Source organism: Streptomyces sp. NPDC005962, assembly GCF_040629205.1.
In the GTDB taxonomy this organism is placed as follows: domain Bacteria; phylum Actinomycetota; class Actinomycetes; order Streptomycetales; family Streptomycetaceae; genus Streptomyces.
Map to the genome: position 1 here is coordinate 1 of NZ_JBEXVE010000002.1, position 25,895 is coordinate 25,895.

Consider the following 25,895-nt stretch of genomic DNA (forward strand, 5'->3'; position numbering starts at 1 on the left):
AACCCCCCACCCCCCCAAACCCACAAAACAAACAACGGCCCTGGTGTCCCGCCTTTCCCACTCCCCCCCCCGGGCCGGGCCCCCCCCCGCCCCCGGCCCCCCGGCCCTTGTGCGTCAGTACTGCCGTTTAACGGATCAGGCAGACTTACGGCTCGTGTCGCGCGGATGCACGGCGATGTTCATGGCACCCGAGCGCAGGATCGCCAGCCGCTCGGCCAGCACCTCCTCCAGCTCCTCACGGGTGCGCCGCTCCATGAGCATGTCCCAGTGTGTGCGCGCAGGCTTGCCCTTCTTCTCCTCAGGACCCTCGCCGTCCACCAGGAGTGCCATGGCGCCACACGCCTTACACTCCCACTCCGGCGGGATCTCCGCCTCTACCGAGAACGGCATCTCGAATCGATGGCCGTTCTGGCATGCGTACTCCACCGCCTGGCGCGGTGCCAGATCGATGCCGCGGTCGGTCTCGTAGCTGGTCACCACGAGTCGCGTGCCGCGGAGAGCTCGCTCACTCATGAATCGTGCCTCCCGGGCTTCTCGCCCACAGGACAGGTGTCGCTGTCGTCGTCATCCGGTCAACGTCCGGTCGGCGGTGAAGATTCCCGTTCTGGGACATGCGTCGCCCGTCGTGCCGCCCCGTTGTTGTACCCACAGGCGCCCGGTTTGTCACATCTGGCAGTAGATGTCACCCAGCGTTTCTCATGCTTTAGCGCGCAGTAACGGTCCGCCTGGTGGGCCAAAGGCGTACACTACCGCTCCGCGTGCACGAGGGCTAAATCAGGTCACGGATCGGACTCCGTGGACCGCCCTGTGCCACCACCGGTGAACCCTCCGTCGTCGGGCCGGGGGCGCCGCCGACCGTGTCGTCGGCCGCATCGCCGGTGGCCGAGGGTATCGCGAACAGGCCCAGGAAGTACTGCGAAAGCGGCCCGATGGCCAGCGCGTACAGAACCGTGCCCACCCCCACCGAGCCGCCCAGCGCGAACCCCGTGGCCAGCACCGCCACCTCGATCCCGGTCCGCACCAGCCGGACCGACCGGCCGGTGCGCTGGTGCAGCCCCGTCATCAGGCCGTCCCGCGGCCCCGGCCCGAACCGCGCCGAGATGTACAGCCCGGTGGCCGCGCCGCCCACCACGACCGAGATCACCAGCAGCGGAACGCGCCACGCCAGCGCCTCCGGCTGTGGTACGAGCCACAGGGTGGCGTCCACCGTGACCCCGATCACCAGCACGTTCGACACCGTGCCGAGCCCCGGCCGCTGCCGCAGCGGAATCCACAGCAGGAGCACGGCGGCCCCGACGATCATCGTCACCGTGCCGAACGACAGCGGGGTGCGCTTGACGAGCCCCTGGTGGAACACGTCCCACGGGTCGAGCCCGAGCGCGGCGCGCACCTGGAGCCCCATGCCCACGCCGTACAGCACGAGCCCTCCGTAGAGCTGGACGAGGCGACGGGTGAGGTGGCGGGAGCCCCCCGAGGGTTCCTTGGACAACGCGTACTCCTGTGGTGAGTGGCCACTTCTGGGTGGACTGGTGCCATTGGCCGGTGGCATGTCACTCTGATGCCTGGAAACAGTCCAGTTCCATGGCCAATCCGGGAAAGGTGGACCGCATCCGATGAGTCCCTGGACCTCCGCGGTGGGGGCACCTCAACTGGCCCGGCTGCTCGGCTCCCAGCACACCCGCGACGCCACGGCCGCGAGCCCGGCCGACGGCGCGGCGGCGAGCGGCCCGGTCGCGGTACTCAACGGCGGCCGCCGCGTCCCCGCCTACCGCGCGCTCGCCGACGGCGTACGGCTGCTCCTGCTGGAGGGCCGGGTCCCGGTCGCGGCCCGCCTCCCCGCCGAGCGCGAACTCGCCGCGGCGCTCGCCGTCAGCCGCACCACCGTGGCCGCCGCCTACGAGGCGCTGCGCGGCGAGGGGTTCCTGGAGTCGCGGCGCGGCGCCGGGAGCTGGACCGCCATGCCCGCCGGAAGCCCGCTGCCCACCCGCGGACTCGACCCGCTGCCCCCCGAGACCGCCGCCTCCGTCATCGACCTGGGCTGCGCCGCGCTCCCCGCCCCCGAGCCCTGGCTGACCCGTGCGACGCGCGGCGCCCTGGAGGAGCTGCCGCCGTACGCCCACACCCACGGCGACTACCCCGCGGGCCTGCCCGCCCTGCGCCAGGCCCTGGCCGACCGGTACACCGCCCGCGGCATACCGACCATGCCCGAACAGATCATGGTCACCACCGGTGCCATGGGCGCCGTCGCCGCCGCCTGTCGGCTCATGGTCCGCCCCGGCGAGCGTGTCGCCGTCGAATCGCCCAGCTACGCCAATGTGCTGCAGCTGATGCGGGAGGCGGGCGCCCGGCTGGTGCCCGTCGCGATGTCCGACAAGCTCGCGGGCTGGGACATCCCCGCCTGGCGCCAGGTCCTCGGCGCCGCCGCGCCCCGTATGGCCTACGTCGTCGCGGACTTCCACAACCCCACCGGCGCGCTCGCCACCGAGGAGCAGCGGCGCGGCCTCGTCGACGCCGCCCGCGCGGCCGGGACGGTCCTGATCGCCGACGAGACCATGACCGACCTGAGGCTGGACGACGACGTCGCGATGCCCCGCCCGGTCGCCGCCTTCGATCCGGCGGGCAGCACCGTCGTCACCGTCGGCTCCGTGAGCAAGTCCTTCTGGGCCGGGCTGCGCATCGGCTGGGTCCGCGCCGCGCCCGATGTCATCCGCAGCCTGGTCGCCGCCCGCGCCTACGCCGACCTGGGCACACCGGTCATCGAACAGCTCGCCGTGGCCTGGCTGTTCAACACCGGCGGCTGGGAGGAGGCCATCGAGATCCGCCGCGCCGACGCCCGCGACAACCGGGACGCGCTCGTGGCCGCCGTACGACGCCACCTTCCCGACTGGGAGTTCACCGTCCCGCACGGCGGCCTCACCCTCTGGGCCCGCACCGGCGGCCTCTCCGGCTCCCGGATCGCGGAAACCGGCGCCCGGCTGGGCGTCCGCGTCCCCTCGGGCCCGCGGTTCGGCGTGGACGGCGCCTTCGAGGGCTACGTCCGGCTCCCGTTCACGGTGGCGGGCGCGGTGGCCGACAAGGCCGCCGCGCGTCTGGCGGCCGCCGCGGATCTGGTGGCGACGGGCGCCACGGCGGAGGCGGAGACCCCGCGCACCTGGGTGGCCTGACAGAGTGACCCGCCGCGCGCGGGCTCACGTGGTCGTGGCCACCGCCGGCTCGCCCGGGGAGCCCGGCTCCGGGGCGGGCAGCAGCCGCAGCACCGCCCGCCGCTGTCCCTCGCTCGTCGCGTCGTCGTACGGATCGGGCGTGGCCGGGACCTGGAGCCGGTGCACCGGGCCCGCGCCGAGCCGGGCGTACCCCCGGCCCGCCGGAACCTCCGGCACCGGGGTGGTGGGCGGCGGGGCGCCCAGCACGGCGGTGGTCTGTTCGAGTGAGGCCGGGCCGAGGACCACCCGGGCGCGGGTGTGGAACCGTACGGCCTCGCTCAGGCCCTCCGCCGCGTCGAGCTGATCGGCCACCACGACCCGTACGTTCGCCGCCCGCCCGTGCCGCAGCGGCACCTGGAGCAGCTCCTGGGGGTCCGTACGGCCGTCCGCCGCCGCCACATGGCTGAGCGCCGACGGCCGGTCCAGCACGATCCACAGCGGACGCTGGACGTCCTCCGGCGGCGGGTGGCCGAACTGGCGGGCGCGGTTGGCGGCGAGCAGCCGCCGTTCCGTCTCATGCCCGGCCCACTCCAGCGTCGCCAGCACCCCGGCGAGCCCGCATTCGACGGCGAGCACCCCGGGGCGGCCGCCGAGGCACGCGTACTCGCCGGTTCCGCTTCCGTCCACCACCAGCACATCGCCGTGCGGCAGCGCCTGCAGCAGGATGGAGCGGAGCAGAGTGGTGATGCCGCTGCCGGGGCGGCCGAGCGCCAGCAGATGCGGTTCGGTGGAGCGCGGACCGGTGCGCCAGACGACGGGCGGCACATCCCGGGGCGTCGCCGCGCCATCCGTCCCGCTCGCGTCGGCGCCGTCCTCGGCCGCCTCGTCGTCGGCGCCCTCCAGCACCGGCAGGGTGCGCCGCACGGATGACGCGTCCGTGAAGCCGAGCACCGTCTCGCCCGGCGCGGTCACGAAGCGCTGGGCGCAGATCGTGGTGGACAGGGCGGGCAGCACCGCGAGGGTGAGCCGGTTCGCCTCCTCGTCCCAGGTGAACAGGTACTCCCGGTCGCGCCCCGACTTCGCGTACAGCAGCTGTTCGATCCGGGCCTGGCACTCGGGCTCGCCGTCCGTGAAGTACGCGGGGTACCGCAGCAGCAGCCGCGTCAGCCGCCCGTCCTCGTCGAAGGCGAACGACTCGAAGGGGCGCGACCACTCCCCGCCGTGGCTGTAGAGCGGGTCCGGGTCCTCGGCGGCGGCGAAGTACGGCACCAGCGCCTCGTAGAGCAGGCGCAGCCGCTCGATCTCGTCGGCGCCGGGCCCGGGGGAGGAGGGGGCGCGCACCCGCCCGGCCCAGCCCGCGGCGCCGAGCAGGCCGATCACCGAGGCCAGCGGCCCGTACGGCAGCAGGAAGACGACGAACACGCAGGCGGCCGCGACGAAGAACGCGGGCCCCCGCTGTTCGCCCGGAAGCTCCACCCACCGGCGCCGCCCGCCCACGGCGAGCACCCGCAGCCCGCGGGAGAGGGCGAACAGCGGGTGGAGGACGTCGGCGGCGCTGTCGGCCGCGGTACGGGCGAACTCCCGGCCGCGGCGGAACGGGGCGCGCCCGGCACCGCCGATGCGGAGCCGGGGAAGCGGTAGCCGGCCCACGTCAGATCTTGATCCCGCCCAGCAGACTGGCGAGGCTCGCGCCACCGGCCTTGATGCTCGGGGCGATGGCGGTGCTCGCGAGGTAGAAGCCGAAGAGGGCGCAGACCACGCCGTGGGATGCCTTGAGGCCGTCTTTGCGGAAGAAGATGAAGACGACGATGCCGAGCAGGACGACACCGGAAATGGACAGGATCATCTCGGTCTCCTGGCTGGGTGGGGACTCTCACCGTGAGTCATTCCAGGGTCACAGCATGTATCCATCCAGGGAAAGGTGCAAATGGGGGGAACGATGACGCAAGCCCCACAATGGTCACGTGCCGGTGATCACATGCACAGATGGCGCGTGCGGGGGTAGCGGCATGCACAGGCAGTGAACGCACAGCTAGCGAAGCCGGAGGCGATACGCGATGAGCGCACCGAACCCCGAGAGCGAGCCCGCTCACGACCCGGAGGTGCTGCAACTGGCGGCCAAGGTCTTCGACCTGGCCCGGCATGGTGACACGGACACGCTCGCCGCCTATGTGGACGCGGGCGTACCGGCCAACCTCACCAACGACAAGGGTGATTCGCTGCTCGTGCTGGCCGCCTATCACGGCCATGCCGCGGCCGTCTCCGCCCTGCTGGAGCGCGGGGCCGACCCCAACCGCGTCAACGAGCGGGGGCAGACGCCCATCGCCGGGGCGGCCTTCAAGGGGGAGGTGGAGGTGCTGCGGGTCCTGCTGGCCGCCGGTGCCGACCCGCGCGCGGGCTCGCCCTCGGCGGTCGATACGGCGCGGATGTTCGGGCGGGAGGACCTGCTCGCGCTGTTCGGGCCCACGAGTTCGTAGCGGCGCGACGGGACCGGTCCGGTGTGCGCCGGGGCCGGTCCCGTACGCGTTCCGGGAGTTGGCCTGTACCTATTTGGTCCAGACCTGTTGACATGAACTGTGCAGCGCTGGAGATTATGCCGCGCACCTTCCCACCCGGCCCGGTACACCCGCCGCGCCGGGACCCCCACACAGGAAGGCAACCGGCGCCATGCGAAGGACGCTGCGCACCACCCTGATCGGCCTGCTCTCGGCGACCGCGCTCGCCGCCACTCCCTGGTTCACCGCCCCGGCCGCCGCCGGGCCGAGCGCCCCCACCGCGGCCTTCACCGAAAACTTCGACGGTCCGGCGGGCGGCGCGGTCGACGGCGGCAGATGGGGCTACGAGACCGGCGACAACGTCAACAACCATGAGCGGCAGTACTACACGGACGGTACGAAGAACGCCGCGCTGGACGGTCAGGGCAACCTCGTCATCACCGCCCGCAAGGAGAACCCCGCCAACTACTCCTGCTGGTACGGCCGCTGCGAGTACACCTCCGCCCGCCTGTCCACCGCCCGCACCTTCACCACCGCCTACGGCCATGTCGAGGCCCGGATGAAACTGCCGCGCGGCCAGGGCATGTGGCCCGCCTTCTGGATGCTCGGCAACGACATCGGCAGCGCGGGCTGGCCCAACTGCGGCGAGATCGACGTCATGGAGAACGTCGGCTACGAGCCCAGTACCGTCCACGGAACGATCCACGGGCCCGGCTACTCCGGCTCGGGCGGCATCGGCGCGGGCTACACCCTGCCGGGCGGGGCGAAGTTCGCCGACGCCTTCCACACGTTCGCCGTCGACTGGTCGCCCAACAAGATCACATGGTCGGTGGACGGCAAGGTCTACCAGACCCGCACCCCCGCCGACCTGGGCGGCAACCGCTGGGTCTTCGACCACCGCTTCTACCTCATCCTCAATCTCGCGGTCGGCGGCTACTGGCCCGGCGACCCGGACGGCAGCACCACCTTCCCCCAGCAGCTGGTGGTCGACTACGTGAGGGTGACCGGCGGCAACTGACGCCTGCCCCCGGTCTCCGCGCGGCCGTAGCCTTGCTGTTCATGGAGACTGTGCTGCCCAGGCAGACCGTGCCGCCCAGGGAGATCTGTGACCGGATCGAGGCCGCCGACGGCCGCCTCCACGCCTTCGTCGACGAACCCGGCCGCCGGATACGGCTGCGGGACGAGGCGCGGGCGGCGGCCGAGCGGTGGCCCGATCCGGCCGACCGGCCGCCGCTGTACGGGGTGCCGGTGGGCGTCAAGGACAACGTGCGCGTCGACGGGCTGCCCACGCGCGCCGGTTCGGCCGTCCCCGCCGAGGTGCTGGCCGGTCCGCAGGCGTCCCTGGTCGACCGGCTGCGGGCGGCGGGCGCGCTGGTGGCGGGCAAGACCGTCACCGCCGAGTTCGCCGTCACCGCGCCCGGCCCGACCCGCAATCCGCACCATCCGGAGCACACCCCCGGCGGCTCCAGCAGCGGTTCGGCGGCGGCCGTCGCGGCGGGCATGGTGCCGCTCGCCCTCGGCACGCAGACGATCGGCTCGGTGATCCGCCCGGCCGCGTACTGCGGGGTCGTCGGCTTCAAGCCGACCCACGGCCGCATCCCGGCCGACGGCGTCATCCCCAACGCGCCGACCTTCGACACGGTGGGCCTCTTCGCCCCGGACATGGCCGGGCTGAGCGCCGCGGCGGGCGTGCTGTGCGACGACTGGCGGCCGGTCCCGGACGGCGGGGGCCCGGCAGAGGGGCGGCGTCCGGCGCTCGCCGTGCCGACCGGCCCGTACCTCGACCGGGCGGACGCGGAGGCGGCGCAGGCCTTCGAGGAGCAGGCGCGGCGGCTGGCCGACGCCGGATTCCCGGTCCGCCGGGTCCCCTTTCCGGCCGACTTCGACGACCTCGTCGCCCGGCAGCGGGTGATCAACCGCTACGAGGTCGCCCGCGCCCACGCCGAGTGGTTCCCGCTCCACGGCGCGCTGTACCGGGAGCAGACCGCCACGGCGATCCGGCAGGGGCAGCGGATCGGCCGCGAGGAGTACGCGTCGGCCCTGCGCGACCGCGACCGGTATCGGGACCGGCTGCTGGTGGCGATGGACGAGGAGGCCATCGACCTGTGGATCACGCCGGCGGCCACGGGCCCGGCGCCCCACGGCCTCGCGAGCACCGGTGACTCGATCATGTCCCTCCCCTGGAGCGTCGCCGGGACCCCGGCCCTCGGCCTGCCCGCGGGCCGGGCGGCCAACTCGCTCCCGCTGGGTCTGCAGTGCGTGGCCCGGCCGGGGGCGGACGAGCGGCTGCTGGAGTGGGGCCGCGGAATCGAGTTGGTCCTCGGCGGCCCTTCCGCACCCGTATGATCGATATCCAGTCCCATGTACGGAGTTGGGGGCGCGATGACTGCCACATGGCGGCTTATGCAAGGTGAGGCCACGGTCGGCGAATTACGGCAGTACGGGGTCGACCAGCCGGTCTTCCTCTGTCACTTCACGCCCGGACCGGCGTGGGAGAACGCCCGGGACAAGTTCGAGTCGTGGTCGGCGCTGCGCGGCCCGGACCCTGACGGGAGCCGTACCGCCCAGGTCATCAGGTCCATCATGGATCTCGAACTGCGGCTGGTCCCCACGGACGGCAGCCCCTCGATGGCGCTGTTCACGGAGTGCATCCTGCGGATCGACGGCCATACGGCCCGGCTGCGCTGTTGACCGTTCCCGCTGCTGACCGTTCGCGCCACTGATGGTTTGGACCACTGGCGGTTTGGGTCGCTGACCGTTTGGGCCGCTCAAACCCCCGTGCGGCTGGAGTGGTTTGGTGACCAGCCGTCCGTCTTGCCGAGGACCAGGACCTGGATGGCCAGCACGGCGGCCCCCCGTGCCCAGTCGTTGAAGTCGGAGACCTTGGTCTCCAGGTCCACCGGCTCCGCCAGCGGGTGGCGATGGGCGGCGATGGTCTCCTGGATGGTCTCGCCCGCCACGTCGACCAGGCCGACCCCCTCCCCGGCGAGCAGGATCTTCTGCGGCATCGCGAAGTTGGCGATCTGCGCCACCAGGACGCCCAGCCCCCGTGCCGCCTCGTCGATCACCCGGCCGGTGACCGGGTCGCCGGATGCGGCGAGGGCGAGGATGCCGGGGTAGTCGATCTCGCGGCCCAGCGCGGCCCGCACCTGGTAGCGGATGCTGGGGATGGACAGCAGGGCGACCGCGCTGCCGCGCTCCCCGTCCGGGGTGAGGGGGCCGTTCGGATTGATGATCCAGCGCTTGCCGAGACCGTGGCCGTCCTCCGCCCCGCGGACCAGGGTGCCGCCGATGACCAGGCCGTATCCGATGCCCGCCCCGATCGTGAGCACGACGAAGCGGTCCAGCCCGCGCCCCGCGCCGAACCAGGTCTCGGCCTCGGTGAGGGCCACCACGTCGTTCTCGACCACCACCGGCAGCCCGGTGCGCCGCTCCAGGAGCTCGGCGAACGGGACGTCGTCCCAGTCCAGGAAGGCGGAGTCGACGACGGTGGACCGGTCCCGGACATGGCCGCCCACGCCGACGCCGATCCCGGCCAGCCGGGGGAAGTCACGGCTGAAGTCCTGGACGAGTGCCTGGAGGAGGTCCGCGACCTCTTCGGGGGCATGGGTGCCCAGCGAACGGGTCCGCTGGGCCACGACCTGGTTCTTGAGCGTGGTCACCACTCCGTAGACCGCATCACCGGTGATCTTGAACCCGGCGAAGTAACGGGACTCGGCCACGATGTCCAGCGGCTGGGAGGGGCGCCCCTGCCCGGTGGGCCGGGCCGGACGGGATGAGGCCGGCCACGCCTCCTCGACCAGCAGCCCGGACTCGATCAGCGGTTTGGTCAGCCGGGTGAGGCTGCCGGCCGACAGATCCAGCCGTCTGGCGATCTCACCGCGGGAGAGCGGGCCGTGCGTCAGCACTTCGATCGCCACCGCCCGCTCGGCGGGACTCAGCGGTTCCCAACTGGCCGCAAGCGCACTCATCGAGCCCTCATCATCCACATCCGGAGCCTATATATCTTCCTCGACGAAAACAATGCCGGGGTCCGAGGCTGTGGACAACAGGTTTTCCCCACCTTGTGCACGGGTCTTGACAGGTCTATTTTTTCGTCACGAAACTAATCGGCCATGGACCACGTCATGGACAAGGGAGTCTTATGGCCATCGCCTCACCCCGTCGCGAGGGCGCCCACCGCGAGGGTGCCCGCGGCGACGGGCCACTCGCGGCAGCGTTCATCGCCCCCGCCCTGTTCGGGTTCCTCGTCTTCCTCCTCTGGCCGACCCTGCGCGGCATCTATCTGAGCTTCACCCGCTTCAACCTGCTGACCCCGCCGGAGTGGGTGGGCCTGGACAACTACGTGCGCATGGTCAACGACCCCATCTTCTGGGACTCGCTGCGCGTCACCGTCCTCTACGTGGTCATGAACATTGGGGTGCAGACGGTGGTGGCCCTGCTCATTGCCGTCCTGATGCAGCGGCTGACGCAGTCGGCGCTGGTGCGCGGCATCGTGCTCACCCCGTATCTGGTCTCGAACGTCGTCACCGGCATCGTCTTCCTGTGGATGCTCGACACCCAGCTCGGCATCGGCAACCAGCTCCTCGGCGCCCTCGGTCTCGGCCACATCGCCTTCTTCGGCAGCCAGGCGTGGGCCATCCCCACCATCGCGTTCGTCAACGTCTGGCGGCATGTGGGCTACACGGCCCTGCTGCTCTTCGCCGGGCTCCAGGCGATCCCGAAGGACATGTACGAGGCGGGCCGGATCGACGGGGCGGGGGAGTGGCGGATGTTCTGGCGGATCTCGCTGCCGCTGCTGCGCCCGATCCTCGCGCTCGTGCTCATCATGACCGTCATCGGGTCGTTCCAGGTGTTCGACACGGTCGCGGTCACCACCACCGGGGGCCCGGCCAACTCCACCAACGTGCTGCAGTACTACATCTACGGCGCCGCCTTCGGACGCTTCCAGTTCGGCTACGCCTCCGCGATGTCCGTCGCGCTGCTGATCGTCCTCAGCGTGATCACCATCATCCAGTACCGGCTCACCAAGGCCGGCCAAACGGACCTCGGTTAGGGAGCCCGTCATGGCACTGGCGACATCCACGAAAGTCGGCGCCCCCAGCCCGGCCACCACCCGGCCCGCGCTCACCGTGCGGCGCAGGCCCTCGCCCGGCCGCATCCTCGCCTGGGTCCTCATGGGCGGGGTCATGGTGGTGACGCTTTTCCCCTTCTACTGGATTCTGCGGACCGCGCTGTCCACCAACACCGCGCTCGCCGCCCACCCCTCCTCCCTGCTGCCCGTCGACATCAGCCTGGGCGGCTTCGCCCGGGTCTTCGGACTGCAGAGCACCAAGGACGCCCTCGCCCAGGGCGGCTCGGGCGGCAGCCTCAACTTCTGGCGCTATCTGCTCAACTCGATATTCGTCTCCACTCTGGTCACCGGCTGCCAGGTGCTCTTCTCCGCCATGGCCGCCTACGCCTTCGCCCGCCTCCGATGGCGCGGCCGGGACAAGGTGTTCGGGCTGGTGCTCGCCGGGCTCATGGTGCCCGCCGTCTTCACCCTGCTGCCGAACTTCGTCCTCATCAAGCAGCTCGGCCTGGTCGACAGCCTGCTGGGCATAGCGCTGCCCACGATGTTCATGACGCCGTTCGCCGTCTTCTTCCTCCGCCAGTTCTTCCTGAACATCCCCGCCGAGATCGAGGAGGCCGCTCTGCTGGACGGGGCGGGGAAGGTGCGGGTCTTCTTCCGGCTCATCCTGCCGATGGCGGGGGCGCCGATCGCGACCCTCGCCGTCCTCACCTACATGACGTCCTGGAACGACTACTTCTGGCCGCTCATGGTGTCCTACAGCGACAGCTCCCGGGTGCTCACCGTCGCTCTGAGCATCTTCCGCGCCCAGTCGCCGCAGACCGGGGTGGACTGGGCCGGGCTGATGTCGGCGACGCTGGTCGCCGCGCTCCCCATGCTCCTGCTGTTCGCCGCCTTCGCCCGGCGCATCGTCAACTCCGTCGGCTTCACCGGAATCAAGTAGGAGGCAGCGATGGCAACGGCACGGACCCCCCGGGCATCCCGCGCGTCCCGGACACCTCGCGCACCCCGCGCACCTCGCGCCCTCCGCACAGCGGTCGCGCTCGGCGGAGCCGCCGCGCTCACCCTCGCGGCGGGCTGCGCACCGCAGGGCGCCACCTCGGTCTCCGCGCAGCGGACCGTCAGCTACTGGCTCTGGGACGCCAATCAGCTGCCCGCCTACCAGGCTTGCGCGAAGGACTTCGAGAAGGACAACCCCGGGCTCACCGTCAAGATCACCCAGATGGGCTGGGACGACTACTGGACCAAGCTCACGGCCGCTTTCATCGCGGGCACCCAGCCCGATGTCTTCACCGACCATGTCTCCAAGTTCGCCCAGTTCGCCGACCTCGGCGTACTCGCCCCGCTCGACGAGCTGCCCGCCACCAAGGGCATCAGGAACGCCGCCTACCAGCCCAGTCTTGGCGCCTCGTGGATCGGGCAGGACGGCCACCGCTACGGCGCCCCGAAGGACTGGGACACCGTCGCCCTCTTCTACAACAAGAAGATGGCCAAGGCCGCCGGGGTCTCCGCCAAGGATCTCAACTCCCTGGCCTGGAACCCCCGGGACGGCGGCACCTTCGAGAAGACCGTCGCCCATCTCACCATCGACAAGAACGGGGTCCGGGGCGACGAGCCCGGCTTCGACAAGAACCACGTACGCACCTACGGCCTCGCCACCAACGACGCGGGCCAATCGGACGGCCAGACCACGTGGAGCGCCTTCGCCGCCTCGGCCGGCTGGCACTACACCAACAAGCGGCAGTGGGGCGATCACTACAACTACGCCCAGCCGGTCTTCAAGGACGCCATCCGCTGGTACTTCGGGCTCGCGAAGAAGGGATACCTCGCGCCGTTCACGGACTTCTCCGACTCCAACGGCCCCGAGGTGCAGCTCGGTTCGCGCAAGGCGGCCATCGCGATGCACGGCTCCTGGATGATCTCCACCTTCGCCGGGCTGAAGGGCATAGACGTCGGCACCGCCCTGACCCCTGTCGGCCCGTCCGGCCACCGCGCCACCATGATGAACGGCCTCGCCGACTCCATCAGCAAACACGCCAAGAACAAGAAGGGCGCCGAGAAGTGGGTGGCCTACCTCGCCTCGAACGCGTGCCAGAAGACGGTCGGTGAACACGGCATCGTCTTCCCCGCGACCAGGGCGGGCACGGCGGCGGCCACGGCCGCGTACAAGAAGGACGGCATCGACACCACGGCCTTCACCAAGCCGGTCGCCGACCGCACCACCTTCCCCTTCCCCATCACCGACTACGCCGCCGACGTCAACGCCCTGATGACCCCGGCGATGCAGGACATCTACGCCAACGGGGCGTCCGCGTCCGACGTGCTCGACCGCACCAACCAACAGATCAACTTCCTCTTCGACCAGGACCGATGAAAGGGCCCTCCATGCCGTTCACCCTTGGCATCGTCGGCGCCGGGCAGTTCGCCGGCCAGTTCGCCAAGCTCTTCCAGGCCCACCCGGGCGTCGGGGACGTCACCGTCACCGATCTGCTCCCCGAACGCGCGGACCGGCTGGTCTCCCAGTACGGGCTGGCCGGAACCCACCCCACGTTCGAGGCCATGCTGGAATCCGACGTGGACGCCATCGCGCTGTTCACCCAGCGCTGGACCCACGGCCCGCTCGTCGTCCAGGCGCTGCGCGCTGGGAAGCATGTCTACTCCGCCGTGCCGATGGCGATCAGCGAGGAGGAGATCGCCGCCATCATCGACGCCGTCCGGGAGACCGGGCTGACCTACATGATGGGCGAGACCAGCCAGTACAACCCGGCCACCGTCTACGCCCGGCAGAAGATCGCCGAGGGCGGTTTCGGACGGCTCTTCTACGCCGAGGGCGACTACGTCCACGACATGGACCTCGGCTTCTACGAGGCGTACCAGTACAGCGGCGGCGAGAACTGGAAGTCCACCGCGAGCTATCCGCCGCTGCTCTACCCGACCCACTCGGTCGGCGGGGTGCTGGGCGCCTGGCAGACCCACGCGGTGAGCGTGTCCGCGATAGGCGTCCGGGACGAGCGGGGGGACGGGGTCTTCGACCGCGAGGTCAGCCAGTTCGACAACGACTTCTCCAACGCGACCGCGCTCTTCGAGGTCGCCGGGGGCGGGTCGTTCCGTACCAATGAGTTCCGGCGGGTCGGCTACCCCTCGCACATCCGCGAGTCGCGGTTCCGCTTCTTTGGTACGGATGGCAGCCTCGAACAGCTCGCCACCGTCAGCTTCTGGCAGGACAAGAAGGGAGTCGAGGACGTCTCGGCGCACCTTCAGCCCGCGCCGACCCTGTCCGCCGACGATCCGTCGCTCGCCGAGGTGGCCCCCGCGCTGCGGGACGCCTTCACCTCGGGCAGCGCGCCCGTGCACGACCGGTCGGGGCTGCCGAAGGAGTTCGCCGAGCTGCCCAACGGGCACGAGGGCAGCCACCACTTCCTCGTCGACGACTTCGTCACCGCCGTCACCACCCGCACCCTTCCCACGGTGAACGCGTGGGTCGCGGCCCGCTACACCCTGCCGGGCATCGTCGCCCACCGGTCCGCGATCCAGGGCGGCGCCCGCCTGGACATCCCGGACTTCGGAGACGCCCCCGCGTAGCCGACGCGACGAGGAGCCGGACCGCCGGGGGCATCGCCCCACCGGACGGCGGTCCGGCCGTATAGCTTGATCCTCATGGACATCGGTGATGTGGTCGAGGACTTCGAACTTCCGGACGAGAGCGGCGCCACCCGCACCCTGCGCGGGCTGCTCAAGGACGGCCCGGTCGTGCTGTTCTTCTATCCGGCGGCCTTCACGCCCGGCTGCACGAAGCAGGCGTGCCATTTCCGCGACATCGCGGCGGAGTTCAGGGAGCTGGGAGCGCAGCCGGTCGGCGTCAGCGCCGATATGGTCGAGAAGCAGGCGGAGTTCGCCCGCGCGTACTCCTTCGGCTATCCGCTGCTGTCGGACCCGGAGGGGACGGTACGGGAGCGGTTCGGGGTGAAGCGCGGTATCGCGGCCGTACCGACCAAGCGGGTCACCTTTGTGATCGACACTGACAGCCGGGTGCTGGAAATCGTCAAGAGCGAGTTCCGGATGGCGGTGCACGCGGACCGGGCGCTCGACGCGCTCCGGCGCCGGGCGGCGTAGCCCAAGGCCGACTGGCACGGACGACTGGCACGGACAACCGGCACAGACGACCGACACACACGACGGGCACAGACGACTGGCATAGGCCCGAAAACACTTGCAGGGGCGGTGCGTTGCACCGCCCCTGCAAACCTTGTGAGACCTCTAGCAAGCGCTTGCCGAGCGGCGTAGGGTCGGGCCGCCCGACCCTACGCCCCGCCCGCGCCGCACGCGCCGAGCCGAGGAGCCTCCATGAGACGCGCCGGTACCGCACTACTGGCCGCCACCGCCTGCCTCGCCCTGCTGCCCGTCGCCCCCGCGTGGGCCGGGACCTCCGGCCGCCACCCCGGCCACCCGCTCCCGAACTGCACCGGCACCGCCCCCGTCACCTGCCACTTCGACGTCGCCCCGGGGACATACGACGTCACCGCCGTCCTCGGCGGCGCCGACGCGGGCAGTACCGCCGTCACCGCCGAGTCGCGGCGCACGCTGCTGCCCGCGACACCGACCGCCGCCCGGCACCGGCTGAAGGTGACCTTCAGCGTCGATGTGCGCGAGCCGGAAGGAGAGCCGACCGGCCCGAGCGGATCACCCGGGCTCGACCTCACCTTCGGCGGCGACGCGCCCCGCCTGGCCGATCTGCGGGTCGCCGCCAGCCGCCGGACACAGCTCTTCCTCGCCGGGGACTCGACCGTCTGCGACCAGATCGCCGCCCCCTACACCGGCTGGGGGCAGCAGCTTCCGCAGTTCTTCCGGGGCGGTCTCTCGGTCGCCAACTACGCCGATTCCGGCGAGAGTTCCGGCTCCTTCCTCGCCGACCCCCGGCTCTTCCCCACCATGCGGCTGCTGATCCGCAGGGGCGACACCGTCCTCATCCAGTTCGCCCACAACGACAAGCAGACGACCGCCGCCGACTACCGCGCCAACCTCACCGCGCTGCTCGACGGGGTACGGGCGCGCGGCGGCAAACCCGTCCTCGTCACGCCCATCGTGCGCCGCTGGTTCAACGAGGACGGCACCCTCGACAACGCCACCGCACTCCACATCAACGGCCTCGGCGTGAACCTGCCCGCCGAGATGCGCGCACTCGCCGCCGAGCAGCGCGTCCCCCTCGTCGACCTCACGGCCCTCACCCGGCAGCTGGTGGAACGGCTCGGGCCGGAGGACTCCAAGGCGCTCTACCTCTACAACGAGGCCCGCGACAACACCCACACCTCCGCCCACGGCGCCACCGAGTTCGCCCGGCTGGTGCTCGGCGAACTGCGCGCGCAAGCCCTGGTCCCCGGCAGGGTGATCCGGTGACGCCCACGCGGAGGAGCCACCCCCAGAGGAGCCACCCCCAGGTGACCTACCCCTTCCCGCTGCCCGCCGAGGACCGCGCCACCAGCCCGTACACCGGGTGGACCCGGGCCCACTGGGAGGCCGCCGCCGACGGGCTGCTCGCCGCCGTCACCCCGTACGCCACCCCCGGCCAGGCCCTCTACCAGCTGCCGGGCCTCCGTCCCAGCTGGTCGGGCCCCCGCTCCGACGGGCTCGAAGGGTTCGCCCGCACCTTCCTGCTGGCCGCGTTCCGCGTCGCGGGCGCGCGCGGCGCCGACCCGCACGGCCTGCTGGAGCGGTACGCGGCCGGGTTCGCCACCGGCACCCGGCGGCCCGGCGGCGACGCCCCCGAGGACTGGCCCCGGATCGCCGACCGCAGCCAGCCGCTGGTCGAGTCCGCCTCGATCGCGCTCGGTCTGCGGGTCACCCGCCCCTGGCTGTGGGACCAGCTGGACGACGGCGTACGCCAACGCGTCGGCGCCTGGCTCACGGACGGGCTGACCGCCACCCCCGTGCCCACCAACTGGGAACTCTTCCCGGTGGCCGTCGGCGGCTTCCTCGCCGAGGCGGACGTCGAACGGGACGCCGCTCGCGCCGCCGTCGCCCGGGGCCTTGCGCGCATCGAGCCCTGGTACACCGGCGACGGCTGGTACAGCGACGGCGCCAACCGCGCCTTCGACTACTACAACGGCTGGGCCCTGCACCTCTATCCGGCCCTCGACGCATGGCTCTCCGGCGACAGCGAACGGCTCACCCGCTACGGGCAGCGGCTGTCCGCCCATCTCGCCGACTACGCCCACCTCTTCGGCGGCGACGGAGCCCCGCTCCACCAGGGCCGCTCGCTCATCTACCGCTTCGCGGCCGCCGCCCCGCTGTGGCTGGGCGCCCTCACCGGGCACACCCCGCTCGCCCCCGGCACCACCCGCCGCCTCGCCTCCGGCGCCCTGCGCTACTTCCTCGACCGGGGCGCGGCGTCCGGCGGCGGGCTGCTGTCGCCGGGCTGGCACGGCCGCTACGAGGAACTGGCCCAGCCCTACTCCGGCCCCGCGTCCCCCTACTGGGCCGCAAAGGGCTTCCTCGGCCTGCTGCTCCCGGACGATCACGCGGTGTGGACGGCGCGCGAGGAGCCGGGGCCCGCCACCGCCGACGTCACCCGCGCCGTGCGCGGCCCGAACTGGCTGCTCCAGTCCACCGTGGCCGACGGCCTGGTACGCCTCCACAACCATGGCAGCGAACACCTCCCGCCACCCGGCGACCCCGACCAGGACGACCCGTACTACGCCCGGCTCGCCTACTCCACGGCCACCGGACCCGTCCCCTACGGCGCGGCGCCCGACAACCACTTCGGCCTGCTGAGCGACGGCGGCGACCGGGTCTCCCTGCGCACCGCGCTGGAGCCCCTGGGGGCGGGGGAGGGCTGGGCCGCCTCCCGCCATCGCGCACGCGTGGTGGGGGAGGAGCGGCCGGACGAGGTCCGGATCACCGGCCTGGTGCTGGCACACGGCGCGGCGGAGATCCGCGTCCACCTGGTGGCCGGGGCGGCCCCGGGCCACACCGTACGCCAGACCGGCTGGGCGGCCCCGGACACCTCGGACGGGCCGGGCGCCTCGGACGGGCCGGACGCCCTGGACGACCGGTACGACCGCCCGCGCTCCGAACTCCTTCCGCTGCACGGCCTGCTGACCGCCGATCCGCTGCCCGCCGCCACGGCCTTCACCGGCCGTGCAGTCGCCCCCGCCCTCACCGGCGAGACCACCGGCGGCGCGGCCGGTGACCTGTTCGTCTGCCTGGCCCGGCTGACGGCCGAACCGGACCCGCCCCCGCTGGAGACGCTCGCCCGGGTTGACGTGGCGCCCGCCGAGGACGGCTACGAGGTCCGGGTCGCCTGGTGGGACGGCGCTGCCTACCGCGCCCGCCTGTCGGCGCGGGCGGTACGGGTCGATCCGTCGATCCCCGCACCGCTCGGCCGAAGCTGAAGCCGAAGCCGAAGCCGAAGCCGAAGCCGAAGCCGAAGCTGCCCCGCTCCGGCCAGAAGCCGAGCGGCGCGCTCGCCATGGACCCCGCCGGCCATGTGGTTCTCATGGACGGCGGGGTCGGGCCGGGAACGGCGGATCAGCCCAGCGGGCCGAACGTGAACGAGAACTCCGCCGGGGCCGCGAGCAGCCGGTGCGGCTCCAGCACCCCCGGCCCACAGGACTGGCTGCCGATGCCCTGCTGACCGTGGTCGAGGTTGACCCACACCGTGTCGGGCGACGCGACCAGATCCGGGGTGTGCTCGGCCGCGTCCAGCTGCTCCGTGGTCCACCGGCGCGCGGTGAACCAGAACGGCGGGTGGCCCTCGATCCGCAGGCCCGTGCCGTCCGGGGCGGTCAGCCGGGCCCAGCGCACATCGGCCCGCGCCCCGTTCTCCTGCGGCCGCACGTACGGTGTCTGCAGCTCGTCCACCGACAGCGCCCAGCGCCCCAGCCGGGAGGCGGCCCGGGTGTCCGGGTACGCCTCGCCGGGACCGCCGCCGAACCACTCCGCCGCGCCCAGCGAACCCGGCACCGCGAGCCGTACGCCGAGGCGGGGCAGCGGGCAGGTCCACGTGCCGAGCGGGGTGACGGAGACGGCCAGCCGGAGCCGGTCGCCCTCCGCCGTCCAGCGGTAGACCGCCGTCAGCCCGATGTCGGTGGCTGCCGGGGCGACCCGGGTACGGACGGTCAGCTCCCGGTCCGTGAGATCCACCGCGTCGACCCGGTGCCGCAGCCGGTGCAGGCCCAGTTGCCGCCAGATGACCCCGTAGCGCTCGTCGGGCTGCCAGTACGCGCCGTTGTCGTTGTCGGTGGGGGCGCGCCAGATGTCGAGCCGGGGGCCGCTGAGCGCGAGCCCGCCGAGGTCGGTCAGGGTGCCGGTGGCGGCGTCGAACGTGCCCGGGCCGAGAACGATCCGGTCCCCGTCGCGACGCGGCGCCGCCGTGCCCGCGACGGGGGCGGGTGCGATTGTTGCCACGCCGGGCAGCTGGCCCCAGGCCACCACGTGCCCCGCCTCGCCCCATGCCGTCGCGGCGGCGAGCCGCGCCTCGACCGTCCAGCGGGTCTCGTCGTCCGGCGCGGTGTCCGTGGGCGCGGGCAGCTTGAGGTCGGCGGATTCGCCGGGGGCCAGCGGCGGCACCGCCAGTTCGCCGGAGCCGACCGCCACGCCCTCGGCCTCGTAGGTCCAGGTGAAGGCGAGATGCGACAGATCGGCGAAGTCGTGGCCGTTGGTGATCCGGACCGTCCCCGAAGCCCCGTCGCCCTCGATCTGTACCGGCTCGATGACCTTCTTGTACTCGATCAGTCCCGGGGACGGCGTGCGGTCGGGGAAGAGGAGCCCGTCGCAGACGAAGTTGCCGTCGTGCAGCTCCTCGCCGAAGTCCCCGCCGTACGCGTAGTAGGGCGTGCCGTTCGGGGTGTGCCGGGCGAAGCCGTGGTCGATCCACTCCCAGACGAAGCCGCCCTGCAGCCGCTCATGCGTCTCGAACAGCCACTGGTACTCGCCGAGCCCGCCCGGTCCGTTGCCCATCGCGTGCGCGTACTCGCACTGGATGAACGGCAGGCCCCGGCGCCGCGCGTCCAGCTCCGGGTCGCCCCACGGCGCCTCTGTACGGGTGCCGATCTGCGCGACCTCCTCGTGCGGCGCGTACATCCGGGAGTAGACGCCGGTGTCGGCGCAGGACAGATCGCCCTCGTAGTGGATCACCCGGGACGGGTCGCGCTCCTTGACCCATTCGGCCATCGCGGACAGCCCGCGGCCGGTGCCGCACTCGTTGCCGAGCGACCACATCACGATGGACGGGTGGTTCTTGTCCCGCTCGACCATCCGGGCGGCCCGGTCGATCAGCGCGGGCGTCCAGCGGTCGTCGTCGACCGGGTTGTTCCGCCAGTCGAGGTCGACGAAGCCATGGGTCTCCAGGTCGCATTCGTCGATGACCCACAGCCCCAGCTCGTCGCAGAGCCCGAGGAAGGCGGGGTGCGGCGGATAGTGGCTGGTGCGCACGGCGTTGATGTTGTGCCGCTTCATCAGCTCCAGATCGCGGCGCATGGTCGCCAGGTCCAGCGCGCGGCCGGTCTCCGGGTGGAACTCATGCCGGTTGACGCCCCGGAACAGCACCCTGTGGCCGTTGACCTTGAAGACGCCGTCCTCGACCAGAACCGTACGGAAGCCGATCCGCAAGGGGATGGTTTCGCCCGTGGTCGTCAGCGTGCCCTCGTACAGCCGGGGCGTCTCCGCAGTCCATGGCTCGACGGGAAGGGTGGCGCTCTCCCCGGTGGCCAGGTCGAGCCCCAGCTCGGGCACGGTGACCCGGCCGCCGCCCGGCCCGGCGTCGACCCGCAGCGTGCCCGCGCCGCCGACGTGGTCGTACGAGGCGTGCACGAAGAAGTCCGTGACGGCGCCCGCGGGGCGGTGCAGCAGCGTCACCTCGCGGAAGATCCCCGGCAGCCACCACTGGTCCTGGTCCTCCAGATAGCTGCCGGACGACCACTGGTGCACGCGCACCGCCAGCACGTTCCCCGACGGCTTCAGCAGCCCCGCGACCGCGAACTCGTGCGGCAGCCGACTGCCCTTGAAGGTGCCCAGCTCCTCTCCGTTGAGCCAGACCCGGGCGCACGATTCGACGCCCTCGAAACGCAGCACCGCCTGCCCACCCGCGGGCCAGTCGCCGGGCAGGTCGAAGACGCGCAGATGGTCACCGGTCGGGTTCTCGGTGGGCACGCGCGGCGGGTCCACCGGGAACGGATAGTTCACATTGGTGTAGATCGGCGCGCCGTGGCCGTGCAGCACCCAGTGCGCGGGCACCGGGATCTCGTCCCAGCCGGACGCGTCGTACCCGGGGCGGGCGAACGCGTCGTCCTCGGCGGCCGCCGTCGGCGACAGACGGAACGCCCAGGTGCCGCCCAGGCTCAGCCGGGCGGCGTCCGACCCGGGGGCCCAGGCGCGCGGCGGCAGACATCCGGTGCCGGGGGAGACGTCCTCGTAGTAGGGAAGCGGCGGTGTGTGCGCGCGCGAGTTCATCGTTCTCCTCGGTCAGCCCTTGATACCGGTCTGTGCCACACCCTGCACGAGCCAGCGCTGCAGAAACACGAAGACGAGCACAAGTGGCAGGATCGATACGGCCGTTGCCATGAAGATCAGATGGATATTGATCGTCTGTGCGGTCATATAGGAGGACAGCGCGACCTGCACGGTCCACGAGCTCTGATCCTGGCCGATCACCAGCGGCCACAGGAAGGCGTTCCAGCCGCTGATGAAGGTGATGACCGAGATGGCCGCGAAGAAGTTGAGCGAGTTCGGCACGACGATGCGCCAGTACGCGCCCCAGTAGCCCAGCCCGTCGACCCGCGCCGCCTCCTCCAGCTCCTTGGGGAAGCCCAGGAAGTACTGGCGGAAGAGGAACGCGGTGAAGCCGCTGAACAGCCCGGGGATGATCAGACCGCGCAGCGAGGAGACCCAGCCGAGCGACGAGACCAGGACATAGCTCGGTACAAAGGTCACGGCCGCCGGGACCATGAGGGTGAACAGGACGGTGTACAGCACCTTGTTGGCGTGCTTGTACGGGATGCGGGCCAGCCCGTACCCGGCCAGCGAGCACACCAGCAGGGTCCCGAGGGTGTGCAGCACGGCCACCACGGTGGAGTTCCACAGCGCCCGGGCGAACGGTACGGATGGGTCGTCGAACAGCTCCTTGACGTTCCCCCACTGGAGGTCGGTGGGCAAGAACTTCCAGTCCTCGCCGGTGATGTCCGAGTCGGTGGACAGGGCGTTGCGGATGATCAGATAGAAGGGGATGAGGAACAACACCGTCGCGAGGCCGAGCGCGACATACAGTCCGGTGCTGCCCATGACGGAGCGCGGGGTGCGCTTCCTGACGGGTGCCGTGAGGGTCACTTGTCGTCCCCCCTTCCGAGGCCGAGGAACTTGCCCTGGGCCAGGGTGACCATGGCGATCAGCAGGGCGAGGATGAGGGCGCCCGCGCTGGCGTGCCCGTAGTCCTGGTTGGCGCCGAGCGCCTGGAGGTACAGCTCGACCAGCGGCGGCCGTCCCCAGGTGGCGCGGCCCTCGTCCAGGATGTTGTAGAACTCGTCGAACGCCTGGTAGGCGGCGATGAGCAGCAGCAGGACGACCGCGACCGAGGTGGCGCGCAGCTGCGGCAGGGTGATGTGGCGGAACGTCTGCCAGCCGGACTTGGCGCCGTCGACGGCCGCCGCCTCGTACAGCTCGCGCGGGATGTTCTGCAGCGCGGCCAGGAAAAGGATCATGTAGAACCCGCACTGGAGCCACAGCCGGGCGGTGCAGATCACGAGCCAGTACCAGGGCGGATGGGGCGAGGCGAGCCAGGCGACGGAGTCGACGCCGAACCAGTCCAGCACGGTGTTGACCATGCCGTAGTGCAGCCCGTTGAACATCGACATCTTCCAGACCAGCGAGGCCACGACGAAGCTGCACGCGGTCGGCAGGAAGAACACCGAGCGGAAGAACGCCTTCATGAAGCGGATGCGGTGGACCAGCAGCGCGAGGGCGAGGGAGAGCGCGTAGGTGATCGGGACGATGATCGCGGCGAAGATCGTGAAGTTGATCAGGCTGTCCACGAAGTCGCCGTCGCTGAGCATGTCGGCGTAGTTGGCGAGGCCGACGAACTCGGTGGGCGCGACGGTGCCCTTCGCGTTGTACAGGCTGAGCCAGAGGCTCCAGCCGATCGGTACGTAGACGAAGACGATCAGCCCGATCAGGAACGGGCCGGTGAACAGCCAGAAGTTGAGGGCGCGGCCGCGGCTGCCGCCGAGTCCGCGCAGCCGTCGCCCGGTAGGTGCCGCCTTGCGGGGCGACGCGGGGCCGGGGGCGGCGCTCTGGGTGGGGGTGGTGGTCGCCATATCAGTGGTCCGGCCGCGGCCTAACCGAGCTTCTTCAGCTCGCGCTCGATCTTCTTGTCGGCCTTGTCGAGTTCGGCCCCGGGATTCTTGCTGTCGCGCACCGAATTGACCACCGCGTCGAGCACGATATTGAACATGCCCTCGGTCCAGTACGGGTCGTCGAAGATTCCGTGGCTGTTGAACAGCTCGACCGCCTCGGCCGCGACGCCGCCCTTGAGCTTGTCCGCCCCGGCGGCGATGCTCTTGCGCGCGGGAATGTGGAACCCGTAGTCCAGGGCCCATTCCTGCTGGTACTTCTTCTGCTCGATCCACAGCCACTTGACGAAGTCCTTGGCCCCGTCGACGTCCTTGGCCTTGGCGGATACGTAGGTGGACCAGCCGCCGTTGTAGACCACCGGGCGGCCCTTCTTCCCGGACTTGGGGAAGGGGAAGATTCCGAAGTCGTCGCCGAACGCCTTCTGGATCGCCGGTATCGCCCATATCCCGCACCACTGGATCGCGCACAGCCCCTGGACGAAGCTGGTCGGGTCCCAGGTCTCGGTCGGGGCGCCCAGCAGCAGCGACTTGCTCTTGTATAGCTCCCGCGCCTTGGTGAGGGTCTCCTCCAGCTCGTCCGTGTGATAGGCGATCTTGTGGTCCTCGGTGAGGTAATGGGTGCCGTTGGACCAGACGAGCGGCTTGCTGATGGTCTTCAGATTCTGGCCGATGTAGAGGCCCTTGACCTTCCCCTTGGTCAGTTTGTGGGCGGCGTCGATCAGTTCGTCGAAGGTGGTCGGCGGCTTGACCCCGGCGTCCTCGAAGAGGGACTTGCGGTAGAAGAAGAACTGCGGGTCGTCGATCATGCGGATTCCGTAGATCTTTCCGTCCACGGAATTCGCCGTCAGGTCCTCCGGCAGGAAGTCGTCCTTGACGTCGGCGATGATGTCGTCGAGCGGGACGATCTGCTTCGAACGCACCAATTGCAGATCGGGGTGGTATTCGAAGACATCCGGGCGGCCCGAACCCAGCAGCGAGGTCGCCAGCTTGGATTCGTACTCGCCCGGCACCCATTCGATGGTGACCTTCGCCTTGGAGTACGCGTCGGCGAACTTCTTGGCGGCCTGCTGGGTGCCCTGCTCCCCGTAGGCGTGGTACATCTGCTTGATCGACTTGCCGTCGCCGCCCGCGCGGCCGGTGTTCGAACCGCAGGCGGCGAGCCCGCCCAGGGCGGCCGCTCCGCCGACGGCGCGCAGCACGCTGCGGCGGTCCCAATCCCGGGCATCCCTGGCATCCCTGGCTCTGTTCAGTGCCGACATGTGATGACGTCCTTGTCTCGGTACACGTTCGCGGTTCACGGCCAAGTGCGTTGGTGCAGCGGGACGTTAGCCATAGACGAAGGCTTCGGCAAGGGGTTGGACGAAGTGGGCGGTGCGACTTTTGGGGCGGTTCGAGGGTTCGAACGACCGGGGGAATGGGAGCGCTCCCGCACCCCTTCGCGAAGGTGTGCCGAGCTACCTCGCGGTCGTCGCGCGACGGTGCTTCTGGCCCACCGACGCCAGCGAGCCCTCCAGGACGAAGGTCGCCGCGCCGAGGCTCACGGGGTTCGACGGGATCGGGCACAGCACGATCTCGGTGCTCGCCAGCGGACGGCCCAGCGCCCGCCCGGCCACCGCCTCGCGCACCTCGGTCAGCAGCCCTTCGCCCAGCGCGGCCGCCACCCAGCTGCTGAGCACGATCACTTCCGGGTTGAGCAGGTTGATCAGGTCGGCGAGGCCCGCGCCGAGATAGCGGGCGGTCTCGCGGACCACCCCCACGGCCACCGGGTCCCCGTCCGCGAGCCCCCGCCCCAGGGCCTCGATGGTCGCCGTCTGGTCGTCGGCGCGCAGCAGCGGGCTGTCCGGGCTCAGCTCGCGCAGATTCCGCATGATGCCCGGCGCGCCGACGTACGTCTCCACACAGCCCCGGTTGCCGCAGTGGCACTGCCGCCCGTCCAGGATGAGCGTGGTGTGCCCCCACTCGCCCGCGCTGTTGCTGACCCCGCGGTGCAGCGTGCCGCCGAGCGCGAGCCCGGCGCCCACGCCCGTACCGAGGTTCACCACCACCGCGTCACCCCGCCCGCGCGCCGCGCCGAACCACTGCTCGGCCACCGTGCACGCGCGCAGCGGGTTGTCCAGGTACAGGGCGTACGGGATGTGATCGGCGAGCAGTCGCAGCAGCGGTACGTCGTGCCAGTCCCAGTTGGGCGCGAAGACCGACACCCCGCCCTCCCGGTCCACCTGCCCCGGCATGCTGACCCCGACGCCCAGTACCCGGTCGGGCGCGATCTCCGCCTGCCCGACCACGGACGCCACGGCGGCGGCGATGTGTGCCACGACCTTGGTCGGATCGTTCTCCTCCGGGCGCTCGGGGCGCAACTCCTCATCCGCGCGGGCGAGCACGGTCAGGGCGAGGTCGAACAGCTCGACGTGGATGTACGTCTCCGCGACGTCCACCCCGATCAGCGCGCCGCCGGAGGAGTTGACGGCGACCAGCCCGCGCGGGCGGCCGCCGTCGGAGTCCTCGTAACCGACCTCGACCAGCATGCCCAGCTCCAGCAGCTCCCCGACGAGGTTGGCCACCGTGGCCAGGCTCAGCCCGGTCGCCGCGGCCACCTCCTGCCGGGACACCGGGGATTCGGCGACGATGTGGCGCAGCACCCCGTAGCGGTTGGCGGTGCGGATGTCGCGGGACGTGCGCTTCACGCCGGAATCCCCTCTGTGGCTCGCTGGCTCTCTCGGCTGATGCCGCGCCAGGCTAGAGCGTGCGCGGAACCATAGACAACCCCTTCGCACAACCCTTGTACGAAGCGTCGGGGACGAGGAGGCGCAGGGTCGAGGGCGAAGGAGACGCAGGGGAGACGGGGTGA

General features: G+C 71.2%; 22 protein-coding genes. 12 read left to right on the plus strand and 10 right to left on the minus strand.

Annotated elements, in window-relative coordinates:
• Positions 1–135: 135 nt before the first annotated feature.
• A complete protein-coding gene (locus ABZ370_RS04035) occupies positions 136–513 on the minus strand; it encodes an RNA polymerase-binding protein RbpA (RefSeq protein ID WP_009713547.1) in 378 nt (125 codons plus the stop codon).
• 256 nt (positions 514–769) lie between these two features.
• Complete coding sequence (locus ABZ370_RS04040; protein ID WP_358617398.1) at positions 770–1,402, minus strand: hypothetical protein; 633 nt, start codon at positions 1,400–1,402, stop codon at positions 770–772.
• A gap of 211 nt (positions 1,403–1,613) precedes the next feature.
• On the opposite strand from ABZ370_RS04040, the gene ABZ370_RS04045 reads away from it, so the two are divergent.
• Positions 1,614–3,164 (plus strand): PLP-dependent aminotransferase family protein, encoded by a 1,551-nt coding sequence (locus tag ABZ370_RS04045; RefSeq protein ID WP_358616112.1) that lies wholly within the window; start codon positions 1,614–1,616, stop codon positions 3,162–3,164.
• Positions 3,165–3,188: 24 nt separating this feature from the next.
• Here ABZ370_RS04045 and ABZ370_RS04050 read toward each other — a convergent pair whose 3' ends face one another.
• Positions 3,189–4,793 (minus strand): hypothetical protein, encoded by a 1,605-nt coding sequence (locus ABZ370_RS04050; RefSeq protein ID WP_358616114.1) that lies wholly within the window; start codon positions 4,791–4,793, stop codon positions 3,189–3,191.
• Between the two features lies 1 nt (position 4,794).
• Positions 4,795–4,989 carry a hypothetical protein gene (locus ABZ370_RS04055; RefSeq protein WP_039936790.1) on the minus strand — a complete coding sequence of 65 codons (195 nt, stop codon included), beginning with the start codon at positions 4,987–4,989 and terminating at the stop codon, positions 4,795–4,797.
• Between the two features lie 211 nt (positions 4,990–5,200).
• Between ABZ370_RS04055 and ABZ370_RS04060 the strand changes: the two genes are divergently transcribed.
• The 4 genes from ABZ370_RS04060 to ABZ370_RS04075 all read left to right on the plus strand — a co-directional run bounded on the left by ABZ370_RS04060 (position 5,201) and on the right by ABZ370_RS04075 (position 8,329).
• Positions 5,201–5,620, plus strand: a complete 420-nt coding sequence (locus tag ABZ370_RS04060) for an ankyrin repeat domain-containing protein (RefSeq protein ID WP_358616117.1) — start codon at positions 5,201–5,203, stop codon at positions 5,618–5,620.
• Between the two features lie 190 nt (positions 5,621–5,810).
• The gene (locus ABZ370_RS04065) at positions 5,811–6,656 is read left to right on the plus strand and encodes a glycoside hydrolase family 16 protein (RefSeq protein WP_358616119.1); all 846 of its coding nucleotides are present in this window, start codon (positions 5,811–5,813) and stop codon (positions 6,654–6,656) included.
• Between the two features lie 41 nt (positions 6,657–6,697).
• Entirely contained in the window at positions 6,698–7,984 is a 1,287-nt protein-coding gene (locus ABZ370_RS04070) for an amidase (protein WP_358616121.1), read from the plus strand.
• Positions 7,985–8,020: 36 nt separating this feature from the next.
• The gene (locus tag ABZ370_RS04075; RefSeq protein ID WP_358616123.1) at positions 8,021–8,329 is read left to right on the plus strand and encodes a hypothetical protein; all 309 of its coding nucleotides are present in this window, start codon (positions 8,021–8,023) and stop codon (positions 8,327–8,329) included.
• Positions 8,330–8,406: 77 nt separating this feature from the next.
• Here the strand turns inward: ABZ370_RS04075 and ABZ370_RS04080 are convergent, their stop codons facing one another.
• A complete protein-coding gene (locus tag ABZ370_RS04080) occupies positions 8,407–9,609 on the minus strand; it encodes an ROK family transcriptional regulator (RefSeq protein ID WP_358616125.1) in 1,203 nt (400 codons plus the stop codon).
• 173 nt (positions 9,610–9,782) lie between these two features.
• On the opposite strand from ABZ370_RS04080, the gene ABZ370_RS04085 reads away from it, so the two are divergent.
• The 7 genes from ABZ370_RS04085 to ABZ370_RS04115 all read left to right on the plus strand — a co-directional run bounded on the left by ABZ370_RS04085 (position 9,783) and on the right by ABZ370_RS04115 (position 18,097).
• Positions 9,783–10,694 carry a sugar ABC transporter permease gene (locus ABZ370_RS04085; protein ID WP_358616128.1) on the plus strand — a complete coding sequence of 304 codons (912 nt, stop codon included), beginning with the start codon at positions 9,783–9,785 and terminating at the stop codon, positions 10,692–10,694.
• A gap of 10 nt (positions 10,695–10,704) precedes the next feature.
• A complete protein-coding gene (locus ABZ370_RS04090) occupies positions 10,705–11,652 on the plus strand; it encodes a carbohydrate ABC transporter permease (RefSeq protein ID WP_358616131.1) in 948 nt (315 codons plus the stop codon).
• Positions 11,653–11,661: 9 nt separating this feature from the next.
• Positions 11,662–13,083, plus strand: a complete 1,422-nt coding sequence (locus ABZ370_RS04095) for a sugar ABC transporter substrate-binding protein (protein WP_358616134.1) — start codon at positions 11,662–11,664, stop codon at positions 13,081–13,083.
• An 11-nt stretch (positions 13,084–13,094) separates the two neighbouring features.
• Positions 13,095–14,291, plus strand: a complete 1,197-nt coding sequence (locus ABZ370_RS04100) for a Gfo/Idh/MocA family oxidoreductase (RefSeq protein ID WP_358616136.1) — start codon at positions 13,095–13,097, stop codon at positions 14,289–14,291.
• Positions 14,292–14,366: 75 nt separating this feature from the next.
• Positions 14,367–14,822: a peroxiredoxin gene (locus ABZ370_RS04105; protein WP_358616138.1), complete on the plus strand. Its 456-nt coding sequence runs from the start codon at positions 14,367–14,369 to the stop codon at positions 14,820–14,822.
• 231 nt (positions 14,823–15,053) lie between these two features.
• Positions 15,054–16,103 carry a rhamnogalacturonan acetylesterase gene (locus tag ABZ370_RS04110; protein ID WP_358616140.1) on the plus strand — a complete coding sequence of 350 codons (1,050 nt, stop codon included), beginning with the start codon at positions 15,054–15,056 and terminating at the stop codon, positions 16,101–16,103.
• A 41-nt stretch (positions 16,104–16,144) separates the two neighbouring features.
• Positions 16,145–18,097, plus strand: coding sequence for a DUF2264 domain-containing protein (locus tag ABZ370_RS04115; protein WP_358616143.1), 1,953 nt, complete (start codon positions 16,145–16,147; stop codon positions 18,095–18,097).
• Between the two features lie 136 nt (positions 18,098–18,233).
• Here ABZ370_RS04115 and ABZ370_RS04120 read toward each other — a convergent pair whose 3' ends face one another.
• The 5 genes from ABZ370_RS04120 to ABZ370_RS04140 all read right to left on the minus strand — a co-directional run bounded on the left by ABZ370_RS04120 (position 18,234) and on the right by ABZ370_RS04140 (position 25,731).
• The gene (locus ABZ370_RS04120) at positions 18,234–21,155 is read right to left on the minus strand and encodes a glycoside hydrolase family 2 TIM barrel-domain containing protein (protein ID WP_358616145.1); all 2,922 of its coding nucleotides are present in this window, start codon (positions 21,153–21,155) and stop codon (positions 18,234–18,236) included.
• 12 nt (positions 21,156–21,167) lie between these two features.
• On the minus strand, positions 21,168–21,983 hold the full coding sequence (locus tag ABZ370_RS04125; protein WP_358617400.1) for a carbohydrate ABC transporter permease: 816 nt from the start codon (positions 21,981–21,983) through the stop codon (positions 21,168–21,170).
• A gap of 41 nt (positions 21,984–22,024) precedes the next feature.
• Positions 22,025–23,011 (minus strand): sugar ABC transporter permease, encoded by a 987-nt coding sequence (locus tag ABZ370_RS04130; RefSeq protein ID WP_358616148.1) that lies wholly within the window; start codon positions 23,009–23,011, stop codon positions 22,025–22,027.
• 20 nt (positions 23,012–23,031) lie between these two features.
• Positions 23,032–24,306 carry a sugar ABC transporter substrate-binding protein gene (locus ABZ370_RS04135; protein ID WP_358616151.1) on the minus strand — a complete coding sequence of 425 codons (1,275 nt, stop codon included), beginning with the start codon at positions 24,304–24,306 and terminating at the stop codon, positions 23,032–23,034.
• Between the two features lie 195 nt (positions 24,307–24,501).
• Positions 24,502–25,731, minus strand: coding sequence for an ROK family transcriptional regulator (locus ABZ370_RS04140; protein ID WP_358616154.1), 1,230 nt, complete (start codon positions 25,729–25,731; stop codon positions 24,502–24,504).
• Positions 25,732–25,895: the final 164 nt, after the last annotated feature.